This window comes from Citrobacter sp. Cpo103 (assembly GCF_030332605.1).
Classification (GTDB): domain Bacteria; phylum Pseudomonadota; class Gammaproteobacteria; order Enterobacterales; family Enterobacteriaceae; genus Citrobacter; species Citrobacter portucalensis.
Map to the genome: position 1 here is coordinate 316,709 of NZ_JAOWHO010000035.1, position 14,353 is coordinate 331,061.

At 50.8% G+C, this 14,353-nt stretch carries 17 protein-coding genes and 1 other RNA gene; 9 read left to right on the forward strand and 9 right to left on the reverse strand.

Features of this window, described 5'->3' with window-relative positions; genetic code table 11:
- Positions 1-3: 3 nt before the first annotated feature.
- Entirely contained in the window at positions 4-573 is a 570-nt protein-coding gene (locus tag OGX89_RS18075) for a YbaY family lipoprotein (RefSeq protein WP_126955916.1), read from the forward strand.
- 31 nt (positions 574-604) lie between these two features.
- On the opposite strand, the gene OGX89_RS18080 is transcribed toward OGX89_RS18075, so the two are convergent.
- Positions 605-916: an MGMT family protein gene (locus OGX89_RS18080; RefSeq protein WP_003831028.1), complete on the reverse strand. Its 312-nt coding sequence runs from the start codon at positions 914-916 to the stop codon at positions 605-607.
- A 162-nt stretch (positions 917-1,078) separates the two neighbouring features.
- Between OGX89_RS18080 and ffs the strand changes: the two genes are divergently transcribed.
- From ffs to OGX89_RS18095, 3 genes are all read left to right on the forward strand, one after another.
- Positions 1,079-1,175: signal recognition particle sRNA small type (ffs, locus tag OGX89_RS18085), an RNA gene on the forward strand.
- A 198-nt stretch (positions 1,176-1,373) separates the two neighbouring features.
- The gene (locus OGX89_RS18090; RefSeq protein WP_003831029.1) at positions 1,374-1,625 is read left to right on the forward strand and encodes a hypothetical protein; all 252 of its coding nucleotides are present in this window, start codon (positions 1,374-1,376) and stop codon (positions 1,623-1,625) included.
- A complete protein-coding gene (locus OGX89_RS18095) occupies positions 1,622-1,840 on the forward strand; it encodes a hypothetical protein (RefSeq protein WP_003831030.1) in 219 nt (72 codons plus the stop codon). Before OGX89_RS18090 ends, OGX89_RS18095 begins: the two co-directional genes overlap by 4 nt.
- Before the next feature lie 59 nt (positions 1,841-1,899).
- On the opposite strand, the gene yczR is transcribed toward OGX89_RS18095, so the two are convergent.
- Entirely contained in the window at positions 1,900-3,327 is a 1,428-nt protein-coding gene (yczR, locus tag OGX89_RS18100) for a MocR-like transcription factor YczR (protein ID WP_191221760.1), read from the reverse strand.
- Between the two features lie 87 nt (positions 3,328-3,414).
- Here yczR and yczE point away from each other — a divergent pair, with 87 nt between their 5' ends.
- Together yczE and OGX89_RS18110 are read left to right on the forward strand one after the other, a co-directional pair.
- Complete coding sequence (gene yczE, locus OGX89_RS18105; RefSeq protein WP_003831032.1) at positions 3,415-4,044, forward strand: membrane protein YczE; 630 nt, start codon at positions 3,415-3,417, stop codon at positions 4,042-4,044.
- Between the two features lie 64 nt (positions 4,045-4,108).
- A complete protein-coding gene (locus OGX89_RS18110) occupies positions 4,109-4,462 on the forward strand; it encodes a DUF1428 domain-containing protein (protein WP_003831033.1) in 354 nt (117 codons plus the stop codon).
- A gap of 51 nt (positions 4,463-4,513) precedes the next feature.
- Here the strand turns inward: OGX89_RS18110 and pdeB are convergent, their stop codons facing one another.
- Positions 4,514-6,067, reverse strand: a complete 1,554-nt coding sequence (pdeB, locus tag OGX89_RS18115; RefSeq protein ID WP_003831035.1) for a cyclic di-3',5'-guanosine monophosphate phosphodiesterase PdeB — start codon at positions 6,065-6,067, stop codon at positions 4,514-4,516.
- A 188-nt stretch (positions 6,068-6,255) separates the two neighbouring features.
- Between pdeB and OGX89_RS18120 the strand changes: the two genes are divergently transcribed.
- On the forward strand, positions 6,256-6,516 hold the full coding sequence (locus OGX89_RS18120) for a type B 50S ribosomal protein L31 (RefSeq protein ID WP_008783961.1): 261 nt from the start codon (positions 6,256-6,258) through the stop codon (positions 6,514-6,516).
- Position 6,517: 1 nt separating this feature from the next.
- Positions 6,518-6,658, forward strand: a complete 141-nt coding sequence (gene ykgO, locus OGX89_RS18125) for a type B 50S ribosomal protein L36 (protein ID WP_005125190.1) — start codon at positions 6,518-6,520, stop codon at positions 6,656-6,658.
- Positions 6,659-6,736: 78 nt separating this feature from the next.
- Here ykgO and OGX89_RS18130 read toward each other — a convergent pair whose 3' ends face one another.
- The 6 genes from OGX89_RS18130 to acrA form a co-directional block, all read right to left on the reverse strand.
- Positions 6,737-7,207, reverse strand: coding sequence for a YlaC family protein (locus OGX89_RS18130; RefSeq protein ID WP_063941318.1), 471 nt, complete (start codon positions 7,205-7,207; stop codon positions 6,737-6,739).
- A gap of 116 nt (positions 7,208-7,323) precedes the next feature.
- The gene (gene maa, locus OGX89_RS18135; RefSeq protein ID WP_126955914.1) at positions 7,324-7,875 is read right to left on the reverse strand and encodes a maltose O-acetyltransferase; all 552 of its coding nucleotides are present in this window, start codon (positions 7,873-7,875) and stop codon (positions 7,324-7,326) included.
- 181 nt (positions 7,876-8,056) lie between these two features.
- Positions 8,057-8,275 carry a hemolysin expression-modulating protein Hha gene (gene hha, locus OGX89_RS18140; RefSeq protein ID WP_002892050.1) on the reverse strand — a complete coding sequence of 73 codons (219 nt, stop codon included), beginning with the start codon at positions 8,273-8,275 and terminating at the stop codon, positions 8,057-8,059.
- 27 nt (positions 8,276-8,302) lie between these two features.
- Positions 8,303-8,677 carry an Hha toxicity modulator TomB gene (gene tomB / locus OGX89_RS18145; protein ID WP_003021733.1) on the reverse strand — a complete coding sequence of 125 codons (375 nt, stop codon included), beginning with the start codon at positions 8,675-8,677 and terminating at the stop codon, positions 8,303-8,305.
- A gap of 488 nt (positions 8,678-9,165) precedes the next feature.
- On the reverse strand, positions 9,166-12,315 hold the full coding sequence (gene acrB, locus OGX89_RS18150; protein ID WP_063941319.1) for an efflux RND transporter permease AcrB: 3,150 nt from the start codon (positions 12,313-12,315) through the stop codon (positions 9,166-9,168).
- 22 nt (positions 12,316-12,337) lie between these two features.
- Complete coding sequence (acrA, locus tag OGX89_RS18155) at positions 12,338-13,531, reverse strand: multidrug efflux RND transporter periplasmic adaptor subunit AcrA (RefSeq protein ID WP_003831044.1); 1,194 nt, start codon at positions 13,529-13,531, stop codon at positions 12,338-12,340.
- A gap of 141 nt (positions 13,532-13,672) precedes the next feature.
- Here acrA and acrR point away from each other — a divergent pair, with 141 nt between their 5' ends.
- Complete coding sequence (gene acrR / locus OGX89_RS18160; RefSeq protein ID WP_003831045.1) at positions 13,673-14,323, forward strand: multidrug efflux transporter transcriptional repressor AcrR; 651 nt, start codon at positions 13,673-13,675, stop codon at positions 14,321-14,323.
- Positions 14,324-14,353: the final 30 nt, after the last annotated feature.

Below are 14,353 nucleotides of genomic sequence, written 5' to 3' on the forward strand. Positions count from 1 at the left end.
TTAATGAAACTCGTGCACATGGTAAGTGGTTTAGCGGTTGCGGTCGCTCTGGCGGCCTGTGCTGATAAAAGTGCAGATATTCAGACACCTGCGCCAAGCCCTAATACGTCAATTGCTGACACACAGTCTAAAATTCAACAGCCAAATGTTTCTGGTACGGTATGGATCCGCCAGAAAGTGGCCTTGCCACCCGATGCGGTGCTGACCGTCACGCTGTCAGATGCGTCGCTGGCCGATGCGCCGTCAAAAGTGCTGTCGCAAAAAGCGGTCCGTACTGAAGGCAAGCAGGCGCCATTCAGCTTCGTATTACCGTTTAATCCAGCAGATATTCAGCCTAACGCTCGTATTCTGCTGAGTGCGGCAATTACGGTTAATGACAAACTGGTCTTTATTACTGATACCGTTCAGACGGTCATTAATCAGGGTGGTACAAAAGCTGACCTGACGCTGGTCCCTGTACAGCAAACGGCAGTACCGGTTCAGGCGAGCGGTGGGGCTGCCACCACGGTGCCGTCAACGTCACCAACCCAGGTGAATCCGTCTTCTGCCCTTCCTGCCCCCACGCAGTACTAAGGTAGTCGTAACCCTCTCCGCCTGGAGAGGGTTAGTACACCCAGCGATAACGCTGTAAATCGATCTGTCCGCTTCCAGAAACCACAATTCCCTCTGCCAGTAACGCCTGACGCTGCCGTTGCAGGTCGGGGCCGGTCAGCGAAATGGTACCATGGCGATTGACCACCCGATGCCAGGGCAGAGTGCTGCCTTCGGGGAGACGCTTAAGCACGCCGCCTACCTGGCGCGCAGCACGCGGCGAACCGGCAAGCCTGGCAACATCGCCATACGTGGTGACGAAACCTTCGGGGATTGACGCGACGATTTGCCAGACGCGTTGGGGGAAAGAGTCTTGTATATCCATTATTTATTCCTGCGCTAATCCTCCAGCATAATGCTGAATGGCGAAGGAGTGAAGCTGCATTGCACAAGAAAACAGCATCCGATGCTGGATGGGTTGCAATTACAGGGTGCAGCAGTGATAATGCGCCTGCGCGTTGGTTAACAACGCTCTCAATGGGGGCTCTGTTGGTTCTCCCGCAACACTACTCTGTTTACCAGGTCAGGTCCGGAAGGAAGCAGCCAAGGCAGATGACGTGTGTGCCGGGATGTAGCTGGCAGGGCCCCCACCCAATTCTGCCGTCCGGCAATTTCCCTTCTGCTTATCTTCTTTTCTTTGTCATCGTATTGTCATTTTATTGTCATCAAATGCTGTCAATGTGTTTCGGGGATGTTATTTGATGCTTTTGCCGCCGCCATCGCGCTGTAACGACAGGGTCTTACATTCGGTGTGTTTTGGCTGACCACAAGGATTTTCTACGATGTCGACCGCTGTATTGAATGTCAAAATTGATGAGGCGCTAAAAGAAAAGCTTCGCCATTACGCTGAAGTGCATAACGAAAATTTAAGTGTTGCGACGGAAAAACTGCTGCTGATTGCGTTTACCGCCGTTGAAGAGGCGGGAGTCTCCGCTGAGGATATCGATAGCCAGCATACGGAAGAGTCCGTAGTTGAAGCACTGACTCCTAAAGAAATCAAAGCGTTGCGCAGACTACTGAAGAAGAAAAAATGAAACAACAACCGCTCTCAACCGCCTGTAATTACGGCGAAGCTTGTGAAATGCTGCGTTCCGGTTATGTGAAACATGTTCGTCTGAGCTGGAATGTCGGCAGCGATGAGTTCTTCCGTATTGCCTCCGACTGGTGTGATGCCGGGGCAAAAATTAAGAAAGACGGTGAGAATTTCGTAATTTCCCTGAAGGGATTCCCGGTTCCTCCTCAACAGTAATATTGCTGGGACTTCCTTGTCCATCACGGTATTCAACGGCGGGTCTTTTGACTCGTCGCTTAGATTATTTTGCGCATTTTTCCGCTGCTGGCCTGCAATCGCAGGTTATCCCAAATGGGTTGCAACACTCTGAAAGCAGCACGCGCTGTGTCATCCGGTAACGTGAAGGGCATACGCAAAAAGCGATCGAATGCGCCATCAAGGCCAAACCGCGTACCGGTACCCAGCTGAATGCCTGCACTTTCGGCGCGTGTGGCAAAGAGCGTCGCCAGCGTATCGGGCAGTTCAACCCAGAAAGAGAGTCCTCCCTGTGGCTGGGTAAACTGCCATTCCGGGAAATGTGAGTTCATCAGGTCCGAGCACAGATCTCGCCGCGATGTGAGCAGGCGTCTTCTGTCAGGAAGAAAGTTAGGGGCGTTATCCAGCAGCCAACTGGTGGCGAGTTGTTCAAGCACCGGGGAGCCTAAATCGAAGGTGTCGCGGGTTTGTACCAGCGCCGCAATGGTTCGTGCCGACGCCCGGATCCAGCCCAGACGTAATCCCCCCCAAAAGCTTTTCCCGGCCGAACCCAATAGAATGATCGGCGCGTCGCGATTGAATGCGGCAAGTGGCGGCGGCGGCGGGGCGTCATACCACAGGTTCACCATCGTCTCATCGACCACCAGGGTAGTGCGGGTTCGTTCGGCAATATCCGCCACGACCTGGCGAGTTGCAGCGTCCATGCAACGCCCGGTCGGGTTGTGAAAGTCCGGCATCAGGTAGGCCATTCTCGGTGCGGTTTGCGCGAGGGTGGCGACCAGACCCGCGGTATCCCAACCGTGCTCGGGTAGCGACACGCCGACGGGGCGACAGGATGCGCCTTGAATCGCGGCAATCGCCAGCGGATAAGTAGGGTGATCTACCACTACGCGATCGCCGGGGCCGGTGAGCAAACGTAGGATCAGCGCCAGGCCGCTGACAGCACCATTCACGACCATGATTTCATCGGGCTGCGTCGGGAGCCCGCGTTCGCAATAATGCTGAGCGATGGATTCACGCAATACCGACAGTCCCTGTGGCAGATACCCGGAACTCAACAGATGCTGTGGCATGGCGAACAGCGCCTGTTGGTAAGCCTGATGAATTTCGGGTCCGGCACTTAGCGCCGCCGTGGACAAATCAAGTGCTGTGCCGGTACTAGTCCGGGTTGGCACATGGCGAATATGTTCCGGCAGGATCACCCGTGAGCCGCTACCATGACGGCTTTCCAGATATCCCTCTTCACGCAGTTGCGCCATAGCGCTGGCGACGGTAGTTCGACTTACTTGCAGAACGACGGCGAGCTCGCGTTCACCCGGTAAACGGCTATCCAGCGCCAGTCGACCATCGAGAATAAGCAGACGTAACGCTTCTGCCAGCTGTCGCCAGATGGGCGTTCGCGAGGGGCTTTCCAGCCAGTGTCCGAGCAGGCGTTGCAAAGACTGACTTCCATAACGGCGAGATGACATAGCAGTCCACTTTTTGAAAACTGGACATTAATCATAGTGCCAATTGCGATGAAGATGAAAGTTATCTGAGAGTGAGAGGGGAAAAGCATGCTGCGTCGTTTACTTCAGCTGTTTATCGGGCTGGTGCTGTACGGTGTGTCGACGGCGATGTTTGTCCGTGCTGATTTAGGGGCCGATCCGTGGAACGTGTTTCACCTGGGTGTAGCCAATTTATTGTCAATGAATATCGGCGTGGTGATTATTGCCGTGGGCGTGTTGGTGCTGCTGGCGTGGATACCGCTGCGCCAGCGTCCTGGCTTTGGCACGTTGAGTAACGTGATTATGATCGGGCTGGCGGCAGATGCCGCGCTGCTGGTGATTCCTGGATTTGAATCTCTGCTGGCGCGCAGCGGGCTGCTGGTGTCAGCGGTAATATTGAATGCGTTAGCAACCAGCCTGTACATTGGCGCCGGTTTTGGCGCCGGTCCGCGTGATGGTCTGATGACCGGTATCCACGCGCGTACCGGCTGGCCAGTACGACGAATTCGAACCGCAATCGAAGTGTCGGTGCTGCTTATCGGGTGGCTGCTGGGTGGAACCGTGGGAGTTGGTACGGTGCTGTATGCCTTGGCTATCGGACCGTTGATTCAGCTTTGCCTGCCGTGGTTTCGGCATCAGCCGCAGTCGCGTACACGTATCAGGAATGCGCCTGGGGCGCGATCGCCTGGTGGCGACTAAACTTAACCTCGACTGACGCGGCCGGAATCGGCTTGCCGCGCAGTACACTTCGGAGGTTTTTCTCATGAAGTATGTTGATGGCTTTGTGGTTGCCGTACCCGCTGAAAACAAGGAGGCGTACATTGCGATGGCGGCAAAAGCAGCTCCGCTTTTCAAGGAGTTCGGTGCATTGCGCGTGGTGGAGTGCTGGGCAGATGATGTCCCCGACGGCAAATTGACCGATTTTCGCATGGCTGTGAAAGCGCAGGATCATGAAGAAGTGGTATTCAGCTGGATTGAATATCCATCCAAAGAGGTCCGCGATGCGGCGAATCAGAAGATGATGTCCGATCCCCGTATGAAGGAATTCGGTGAATCTATGCCATTTGATGGCAAGCGAATGATCTACGGTGGATTTGCACCCATTATGGAAGAGTGATGTGACTGGCTGTGCGGCGTGCCGCCAGCCATCTCAACATCAACAGCCATGTTAAAGCCGTTTTTCTGCCCACAGAATAAATTCCGCTTTCGGCAGCGCTTTGCTGTAAAGCCAACCCTGACCGTATTGCACGCCGTGCTTGCGTAGCCAGGTTTCCTGATTCTCGGTTTCGATACCTTCCGCCACCATCTCAAGTTTCAGCGTTTTCGCTATCTCGATGATATGCGGCGTGACGTTGTTGTACTCCAATGCATCAACGAACGATTTGTCTATCTTCAGGATGTCTACATCCAGATCCTGCAAATAGCTCAGGCTGGAATAGCCGGTACCAAAGTCATCAATATAGATTGAATGACCCGCCTGACGGTATTTGGCAATAAACGGCGCGCTGTTTTTCGGGTCGGCAAATTCGCGTTCAGTTAGCTCCAGCGCGATTTGCGCAGGCTTAAGCTGCCAGCGGTTCACCTTCTGGCTTAACAGGGCAGGAAGCGTTTCGGAGGACAGATCGGCTGACTCTAGGTTGATGGATATATGCTGCTCCGGATGCTGACGCAGCCATTTGCCTAAATCTTCAAATACGCTTTCAATAATCAACCGGGTGAGGGACTCTGTCAGCCCGGTTTCATGCGCCAGCGCGACGAAGACTTCCGGCGACAGATAGCTTCCGTCGGCCTGCTGCCAGCGAGCCAGCGCCTCTGCCCCAACCACTTTCCCCGTTTTGAGCGAGATAATTGGTTGGTAGTGGACTTTGATGTCCCGATGCTGGATAGCGTCCTGCAACTGGTGATGGGGCGACTGTAAGCGGCGCAAAATACGCAAAACAAAGGCGGCGGTGAGCAAGCCGATAAGAATGCCTGCCGGGAGCCAGATCAGTGCCTGCCGGTGCCAGGTTTTTTGTAACGGCAGGGTAGATGCCCAGGTTACGATCGTGATACCCAACTCAGGAAAGGGGCGGGCGTTATAAATGCTGCCATCTTTTTTAAAATGAGTAATCGATCGTTCTTGCTGTACATGCTGTAAAACGTCCGATGGCAAATCGGCGCTACTGGCAACCACGACGTTGCGCACGGTGCCGATGATAGTCACTTCAATCGGCCATGAGCCAAACGGGATGACGTCAATGAAAGAACCCGGATCGACCATCACAACATAATGTTCGCTCCCTAATGCTGCCATAAAACGCTTGATGCCCAAATCATTTTGCGTGGTAAGCCATGCGCGATATCCATCAGGCGTGACTTTCATTGCGGGTGGAAATGCGTCAGCCTGGCTTCTTTTTTCCAGAGATGAGCATTGCGGAACGTTATCTTTGAGGTACAGCACTTCCTGAATATAGCGATAGCTATATGACAAACGACGCATTTCCAGCAGATGCTCTTCACTACAAGGCACCCCCTGAAATGCTTCAATATGGCGCAATGCTTTTTTCGCCTGCTCGCCTACGCGTTCCGTACGTAATGCGACCCGCGTTGAGAACATGTCGAGCTCATCGATAAATTTCGTTTCGACCTGTCGATGTGCCAGCCACAGGCTTAAACCTACCGGCGCGAGGATAGAAAGGAACAGTACCCCAGTCACCAGGCTTATCAGATGTCGTGTTGTCACAGTGATATCCTTATTTACACAGCGTAGGGAAAGTATATCCGAAACCCCAAAAAGCTATTCGATTGGCATCATATATTTACGGCCATTTATCATCCCGTTTGACTCCCTGTAGCGTAAATCAGGTTGTGGTTTGTACAAGAGTGGTGTATTTTGATGGTTATGTTATAACATATCAAATTGAGGTTGCCATGAAACCGGATATTCATCCTTTTTATCGTACCGTGGTGTTTCACGATACCAGTGCCAATGAATTCTTTAAGGTCGGCTCGACCATCAAGACTGAGCGTGAGATTGAGTTTGAGGGGAAAATGTACCCGTACGTGACCCTCGATATCTCTTCTAAATCACATCCGTACTATACCGGGAAACAAAAAACCTTTGATAATGAAGGTAGTGCAGCACGTTTCCAAAAACGTTTTGGTCATTTTATTGGCGTTAAGCGGGGTTAAAATGCAGGTACTCAATTCACTTCGCAGCGCAAAACAGCGTCATCCTGACTGCCAGATAGTGAAACGTAAAGGGCGTTTGTACGTTATCTGCAAAACGAATCCGCGCTTTAAAGCAGTACAGGGGCGTAAAAAAAGACGTTAGTTTCTTTGCCAGCATTTCAGGGATTAAAGTGCGTTACCTTCGCAGGAACGCACTTTTTTTATCTGTGCTGAGATGCCGTTACTGGCTGTTCTGGGCGCGGGTAAGCGTAAAGACATCGTAAAACGAGAGTTCGCCTTTGCGCGATATCATCTTTTGCAACTGTGCTTTATGTTCGCTATCCACGGACGGTGAGTGCAGGATAGTATCGATGAGCGAGGAGGGGACAAAGCGCGTGTTGTACCATTCTCCGTTATAGCAAACTCTAAAATCCAGAACGTCGATATCTTCAAAGCGGTATCGTGGCGCAACGTCGAAAAAGAAAAAGCCGTTGAGTACAACGAACAGTACCACCAGCAGCCATACCGAATCGACTAACGTTTCTGACTGTAGCATCACCGCCAGCGTGGCAAACCACGCAACATACATGCCGATAAACAGCCCTGGGTGTTTGCGAATAAAGCTGATGCTAAAGCGCGGTTTGTTGTCGCGCTTCTCGCGAATATTTAAGTCGTCGATTGTTTCAGTAAGCAGGCGCTGTATTTCTGTCATCTCTTGCCTTCGTGATATCTGCAAAATTCAGGAGGGATCGCCCTATTTTAAAAGGGGATACCCTTTGAAGAAAGTAACAGATTAACCGCAATTTAGCATAACAGTTACATTTAAGATCACAGCGTTTTGATGATCCTTGCGGGATTGCCCCCAACCACGGTGTTTGCCGGAACGCTTTTAGTGACCACTGCGCCTGATGACACAACCACGTTATCGCCCAGCGTGACGCCGGGATTGATCACTGCACGGCCACCTATCCAGACATTATTGCCGATAGTCACGGGCTTCCCGAACTCCAGGCCACTGTTGCGCTCGGTAGCATCCAGCGGATGGGTCGCGGTATAGATATGAACGCCTGGTGCCAGCATGCAGTTGTCGCCAATATGAATTGGACAGACGTCGAGCATAACGCAGTCGAAATTAGCGTAAAAGTCTTTACCAAGATAGATGTTATAACCGTAATCACAACGGAAAGAGGGTTCAATATAGGCTCCCTCACTCTGACCTAACAGATCGTGCAGGATTGCCTGACGCTCATTTTTTTCATCGGGTGCGGTGAGATTGTAGCGATGGATCAACTGACGAGCGCGTAGTCGGTCACTGCGCAGCGTTTCATCTGCCGGGCGATAGTATTCGCCGGCGATCATTTTTTGCTTTTCATTACGCATTACGAATTCCCTGTGTACTGAAGGTTATTTCAGCACAGTAAAACGTAATGCAGAAAAGGGGAACGTTCCCGCTTCTTTGCTGTGATCATAGTCACGCGATTTGAATTAAATAACCATTGTAAATACGAAAATGGTCAGCCAGACAACGGTACCGCTATACCTGACTTAACCTTGAGTGCAATTAGCGAATGAATTTCCAAACAGAAGTTGGAATCTTGTCGTAAAGCTTATTCATGGTCAATTCAGCAAGGCGATGATCTGCTGCTGAGTAAAATACAGCCAGTTCGTTGTCGGACAATTCATATTTATTTTTTTCAATAACGCGCTCTAGCGTATCAATTGTCTGGCAACGTCGCAGGCGCATCAAATAATCTGTTTTAGTTAATGGTTTATCGGACATAACTCTTACCTATGATTGTAATAATTTTTAACAAGACAAACTTACAGGATTAGCCCTGGTGGCATTGACAAAACAGCGAAACAGTCGATTACCTGACTTCCGCCATTTCTGCAGATCCTGCGTATTAATACCATAACTGCTGAACAACATAAAAGTGTCATCCAGGTATTCATCTATCTGCGCGATCAGCTTATTGTCCTCATTGTACTTAATTTTATAATTAAGTGCGAAGGTTGCAATATGCTCTATCAGTTCATTGAGCTGCAAGCTGGTTGCAGAGGTAGGGTCATTAACCCAGCCATGGTTACTTTGTTCAAGGTTTGCAAGACAGTCATGATACAGAGTTTCGCAGAGAAATTTAAGCTGCGCGATATCATGTCTTTTGGGTGAGTATTCATCCATAACGCATCCCCTTCTTAGTGGCTTAAACTAACCGAACACCTTTCGGGATGGATACAACAACTACCTGGAACTTGCCCGCGACTCCTGATGATTTAACTATAATCTACTCTAAAAAAGATTTCATCGTCATATCACGAAAAATTACAATTATGTAAAATTATGATGCTACGTCATTTTTACATTTTAACAGATAAATGCCGCTATTCGAAATGGGACAATTTCTTTATTCTTCGGGCAATCATCGGGTTATCTTGTTTAGGTTTAGCAACGAAAGGCAACAACCGACAATGTGAACCAGTGGATAGGATTAATCTTAATATTTATTAAAGTAAATAAGAACTCTCGCTGTTTTTTTAAGAATAGCCTTTAAGGCTGCAAGGATTATATCGCTTATTTATCCGATAGAAAATAAACGGAATGGCAATAAGTGATTTTTATGATTTTTCCAGAAAAAAGGCCGCTTGCGCGGCCTTATCTTTAGAGATGTATCAATGATGCTCTACTGAGTGGCTATGCTCAATATCTTCATTTTTGCGGCTAAAGCGGCGGCGTACCACCACAAAGAACACCGGAACAAAGAAGATCGCCAACACGGTTGCCGTCACCATCCCGCCCATTACGCCAGTACCAACGGCGTTCTGTGCACCGGAACCTGCGCCGGAACTGATGACCAGCGGCATTACGCCCAGAATAAAGGCCAGTGACGTCATCAGGATTGGACGTAAACGCATGCGTACTGCGTCCAGCGTCGCCTCTATCAGACCTTTACCCTCTTTATCCATCAAGTCTTTGGCGAATTCGACGATAAGTATCGCGTTCTTCGCCGACAACCCAATGGTTGTGAGCAGGCCTACCTGGAAGTAAACGTCGTTGGTCAGGCCGCGGAACGTTGCTGCCAGCAATGCACCGATAACACCCAGCGGTACCACCAGCATTACGGAGAACGGAATTGACCAGCTCTCGTACAGCGCTGCCAGACACAAGAACACGACGATCAGTGAAATGGCATACAGGGCAGGGGCCTGGTTGCCGGACAGTCGTTCCTGGTAGGACATACCGGTCCAGTCATAACCGATACCGGATGGCAGTTTGCTGGCCAGTTGCTCCATCATGGCCATGGCTTCACCGGTACTTTTACCCGGAGCGGCCTGGCCTAAGATTTCCATGGACGGCAGACCGTTATAGCGTTCCAGACGCGGTGAACCGTATTCCCAACGTGAGGTAGAGAAGGCGGAGAACGGTACCATCTGTCCATCGCTGCCGCGGACGTACCAGTTTCCAATATCTTCCGGCAACATACGGTATTTCGCTTCAGACATGACGTAAACTTTCTTCACACGACCACGGTCGATGAAGTCATTCACGTAGCTTCCGCCCCATGCTGCACCCAGCGTTGTATTAATATCACTAATGGAAACGCCCAGAGCCTGCGCTTTTTCCTGATCGATATCGATCTTGAACTGCGGCGTATCTTCCAGACCGTTAGGACGAACACCGACTAACAGATCAGGATGCTTCGCAACTTCACCAAACAGTTGGTTACGCGCCTGAGTCAGCTTCTCATGGCCCAGACCTGCCTGGTCAATCAACTGGAAGTCGAAACCGGTCGCGGTCCCTAACTCCACAATCGCTGGCAGGTTAAAGGCAAAGACCATAGCGTCTTTAATCTGCGAGAATGCGCCCATCGCACGTTGAGTAATCGCCTCAACCTTGTTCTCTTCGCCTGGACGTTCACTCCAGTCTTTCAGAGAAACGAACGCGATACCGGTGTTCTGACCACGACCAGCAAAACCGAAACCGTTAACGGCAAACACCGATTCAACGTTCGCTTTTTCCTTGGTCAGGTAGTAATCCGTCATTTCGTCCAGCACCTTCTGGGTACGCTCTTGCGTTGCACCCGCTGGCAGCTGAGCCATAGAAAGGAATACCCCCTGGTCTTCATCTGGCAGGAACGAACTTGGCAGACGAACGAACAGATAGGCCATGCCCACGACGATGATCAGATACAGCGCCAGATAACGACCGGTGCTGCGCAGAATACCGCCCACGCTATCGGTGTAATGATGCGTGCTCTTATCGAACATGCGGTTAAACCAGCCGAAGAAGCCTTTTTTGCCTTCTCCGTGATCGCCTTTAGCAATCGGTTTGAGCATGGTCGCACACAGGGCAGGGGTCAGAATCAATGCCACCAGTACAGACAACGCCATCGCAGAAACAATGGTGATGGAGAACTGACGGTAAATTGCACCGGTAGAACCACCGAAGAACGCCATTGGGATAAATACCGCTGACAGTACCATCGCGATACCGACCAGTGCGCCCTGAATCTGGCCCATCGATTTACGCGTTGCTTCCTTCGGCGGTAGTCCTTCCTCAGCCATTACACGTTCAACGTTCTCGACCACAACGATGGCGTCATCCACCAGCAGGCCGATGGCGAGTACCATCCCGAACATCGTCAGGGTGTTTATCGAGAAGCCGAAAATCGCAAGGACGGCAAACGTACCTAAGAGCACCACCGGCACGGCGATAGTCGGAATCAGCGTCGCGCGGAAGTTCTGCAGGAACAGATACATTACCAGGAACACGAGGATGATTGCTTCCGCCAGCGTTTTTACTACTTCGTGAATAGAGATTTTCACGAACGGCGTGGTGTCATATGGGTAAACGATCTTCAGACCTGACGGGAAGAACGGCTCCATCTTCTTCAGTTCTTCGCGGATAGCGTTTGCTGTATCCAGGGCGTTAGCACCTGTCGCCAGCTTGATACCCAGACCGGATGCCGGTTTACCGTTGAACTTCGCAATGATGTCGTAGTTCTCACCGCCCAGTTCCACTTTCGCCACGTCACGCAGACGAACCTGGGAACCATCCTGATTCACTTTCAGCAGAATTTTGCTGAACTCATCAGCGGAGGTCAGACGGGTTTGCGCGATGATTGACGCGTTAAGCTGCTGGCCTTTAACCGGTGGCGTACCACCTAACTGACCGGCTGCAACCTGGGCGTTCTGCGCCTTGATGGCGCTGATTACATCAACCGGCGTCAGCTGGAAGTTGTTCAGTTTGTTCGGATCCATCCAGATACGCATCGCGTACTGAGAACCAAACAGCTGAACATCACCCACGCCTGAAGTACGGCTAATAGCGTCCTTCATGTTGGCGCCAACGTAGTCGGAAATATCCTCCTGCGTCATGGTGCCGTTGGTGTTGATAACACCGACAACCATCAGGAAGCTACTGGATGACTTCTCAACGCTAACCCCTTGCTGCTGTACTTCCTGCGGCAGCAACGGCATGGCCAGCTGCAGTTTGTTCTGCACCTGAACCTGCGCGATATCCGCATCAGTACCAGACTGGAAGGTTAGGGTGATCTGCACGGTACCCGTGGAGTCACTGTTAGAGGACATGTACATCAGGTTATCGATACCGTTCATGTTCTGTTCGATAACCTGCGTAACAGTATCCTGTACTGTTTTGGCATCAGCGCCAGGGTAGGTCGCGGAGATCGTCACTGCTGGCGGTGCAATAGTCGGATATTGCGCTACCGGCAATTTGAGGATCGCGAGCCCCCCTGCCAACATGATGATAATGGCGATCACCCACGCAAATATTGGGCGATCGATAAAGAAATTAGGCATGTCTTAACGGCTCCTGTTTAAGTTAAGACTTGGACTGTTCAGGCTGGCTACCGCTTTGGCCTTGCTGGTTGTTATCAGCGGTGATTTCCTGCGCTTTTACCTGCGCGCCAGGACGTACTTTCTGCAGCCCAGTAACAATCACGCGGTCGCCCGGCTTAAGTCCATCAGTGACTAACCATTTGTCGCCAATCGCTTGTGCGGCGACAATTTGACGAGTTTCAACTTTGTTGTCTGCTCCGATAACCAATGCACTGGCATCGCCACGCGGTGTACGGGTAACGCCTTGCTGTGGAACCAGTAATGCAGTTGGGTTAATCCCTTCTTCCAGACGTGCACGGACGAACATACCCGGCAGTAAGGTGTGATCCGGGTTAGGGAAGATGGCGCGTAACGTAATCGACCCGGTGGTTTGATCAACCGTCACATCAGAAAATTCCAGCGTGCCGGACTGCGGGAATTTAATGCCGTCATTGGTTACCAGTTCGACTTTCGCTTTGCCGTTCTCTTGCTTCAGCGTGCCGTTGGCCAGCTCTTGTTTCAGGCGCAGGAAGTCGTTGCTTGACTGCGTTACGTCCACGTAGATCGGGTCCAGCTGCTGAACGGTCGCCAGTGCGGTCGCTTGACCGTTTTGCACCAGAGCCCCTTCCGTAACGGATGATTTACCAATGCGGCCGCTGATCGGCGACGTCACTTTGGTATAGGCCAGATTGATGCGTGCTGTTTCTACCGCGGCTTTCGCGGCAACAACGGCGGCGTTTGCCTGCTGTGCGTCTGCCAGCGCGCTATCGTAATCCTGTTGACTGATGTACTTAGTACCCAGCAGTTTCTGATAACGTTTAACCGTCAGTTGAGCGATATTTGCTGCGGCTTGTGCTTTGGCCAGATCGCCTTTTGCGCTTTCGTAAGCGGCCTGGTAAGTCGCAGGATCAATCTGATAGAGAGATACACCCGCTTCGATGTCACCACCTTCGGTGAAATTACGCTTCAGGATAATACCGCTAACCTGAGGGCGAACTTCTGCGATGCGAAACGCACTGGTGCGACCCGGAAGCTCGGTTGTTATCTGTAGAGGTTCAGTTTTGAGTGTAACAACTCCAACCTCTGGCATCTGCTGGCCCCCTTGTTGGGCCTGTTTGTCGTCACATCCTGTTAGCGCTAAGCTGCCTGAGAGCATCAGAACGACTGCCAGAGGCGTTAACCCTCTGTTTTTGTTCATATGTAAACCTCGAGTGTCCGATTTCAAATTGATCAATGGCTTAAAGCCCATAAACCCATTGCTGCGTTTATATTATCGTCGTGCTATGGTACATACATTCACAAATGTATGTAAATCTAACGCCTGTAAATTCACTGACATATGGCACGAAAAACCAAACAACAAGCACAGGAAACACGACAGCATATTCTCGATGTTGCTCTGCATTTGTTTTCGCAACAAGGGGTATCATCCACCTCGCTTGCGGAGATCGCAAAAGCCGCTGGTGTCACGCGCGGCGCGATTTATTGGCATTTCAAAAACAAGTCGGATTTATTCAGTGAAATCTGGGAGCTAGCAAAACCTAACATTGATGAGTTAGAGACTGAGTATCAGGCAAAATTCCCCGACGATCCACTATCAGTATTAAGAGAAATTTTAATTTACGTTCTTGAAGCTACCGTGACAGAAGAACGCCGACGTTTGTTGCTGGAAATTATATTCCACAAATGCGAATTTGTCGGGGAAATGGCCTCTGTTCAGTTAGCTCAACGCCATCTTTGTATTGAAAATTACGATCGTATCGAACAAACATTGCGGCACTGTATGGATGCCAATATGCTGCCGGAAAACCTGAACACCCGTCGCGTGGCGGTCCTGTTGCGTAGCTACATTACCGGAATCATAGAAAACTGGTTATTTGCCCCCGAATCGTTTGATCTGAAAAAAGAAGCTCGGGAATACGTGGCTGTGCTGCTGGAGATGTGCCTTATGTGCCCAACTCTGCGGCTTGGCGTGGCGGAAATACACTAAACGTTTTGGGCCTGTACCAGGAATTCTCCT

Bases quoted from the DNA above. Each gene is read 5' to 3' on its own strand.
- OGX89_RS18075 (WP_126955916.1), top strand. From the start codon at position 4: ATGAAACTCGTGCACATGGTAAGTGGTTTAGCGGTTGCGGTCGCTCTG.
- OGX89_RS18080 (WP_003831028.1), bottom strand. From the start codon at position 916: ATGGATATACAAGACTCTTTCCCCCAACGCGTCTGGCAAATCGTCGCG.
- OGX89_RS18090 (WP_003831029.1), top strand. From the start codon at position 1,374: ATGTCGACCGCTGTATTGAATGTCAAAATTGATGAGGCGCTAAAAGAA.
- OGX89_RS18095 (WP_003831030.1), top strand. From the start codon at position 1,622: ATGAAACAACAACCGCTCTCAACCGCCTGTAATTACGGCGAAGCTTGT.
- yczR (WP_191221760.1), bottom strand. From the start codon at position 3,327: ATGTCATCTCGCCGTTATGGAAGTCAGTCTTTGCAACGCCTGCTCGGA.
- yczE (WP_003831032.1), top strand. From the start codon at position 3,415: ATGCTGCGTCGTTTACTTCAGCTGTTTATCGGGCTGGTGCTGTACGGT.
- OGX89_RS18110 (WP_003831033.1), top strand. From the start codon at position 4,109: ATGAAGTATGTTGATGGCTTTGTGGTTGCCGTACCCGCTGAAAACAAG.
- OGX89_RS18120 (WP_008783961.1), top strand. From the start codon at position 6,256: ATGAAACCGGATATTCATCCTTTTTATCGTACCGTGGTGTTTCACGAT.
- ykgO (WP_005125190.1), top strand. From the start codon at position 6,518: ATGCAGGTACTCAATTCACTTCGCAGCGCAAAACAGCGTCATCCTGAC.
- OGX89_RS18130 (WP_063941318.1), bottom strand. From the start codon at position 7,207: ATGACAGAAATACAGCGCCTGCTTACTGAAACAATCGACGACTTAAAT.
- maa (WP_126955914.1), bottom strand. From the start codon at position 7,875: ATGCGTAATGAAAAGCAAAAAATGATCGCCGGCGAATACTATCGCCCG.
- hha (WP_002892050.1), bottom strand. From the start codon at position 8,275: ATGTCCGATAAACCATTAACTAAAACAGATTATTTGATGCGCCTGCGA.
- tomB (WP_003021733.1), bottom strand. From the start codon at position 8,677: ATGGATGAATACTCACCCAAAAGACATGATATCGCGCAGCTTAAATTT.
- acrB (WP_063941319.1), bottom strand. From the start codon at position 12,315: ATGCCTAATTTCTTTATCGATCGCCCAATATTTGCGTGGGTGATCGCC.
- acrA (WP_003831044.1), bottom strand. From the start codon at position 13,531: ATGAACAAAAACAGAGGGTTAACGCCTCTGGCAGTCGTTCTGATGCTC.
- acrR (WP_003831045.1), top strand. From the start codon at position 13,673: ATGGCACGAAAAACCAAACAACAAGCACAGGAAACACGACAGCATATT.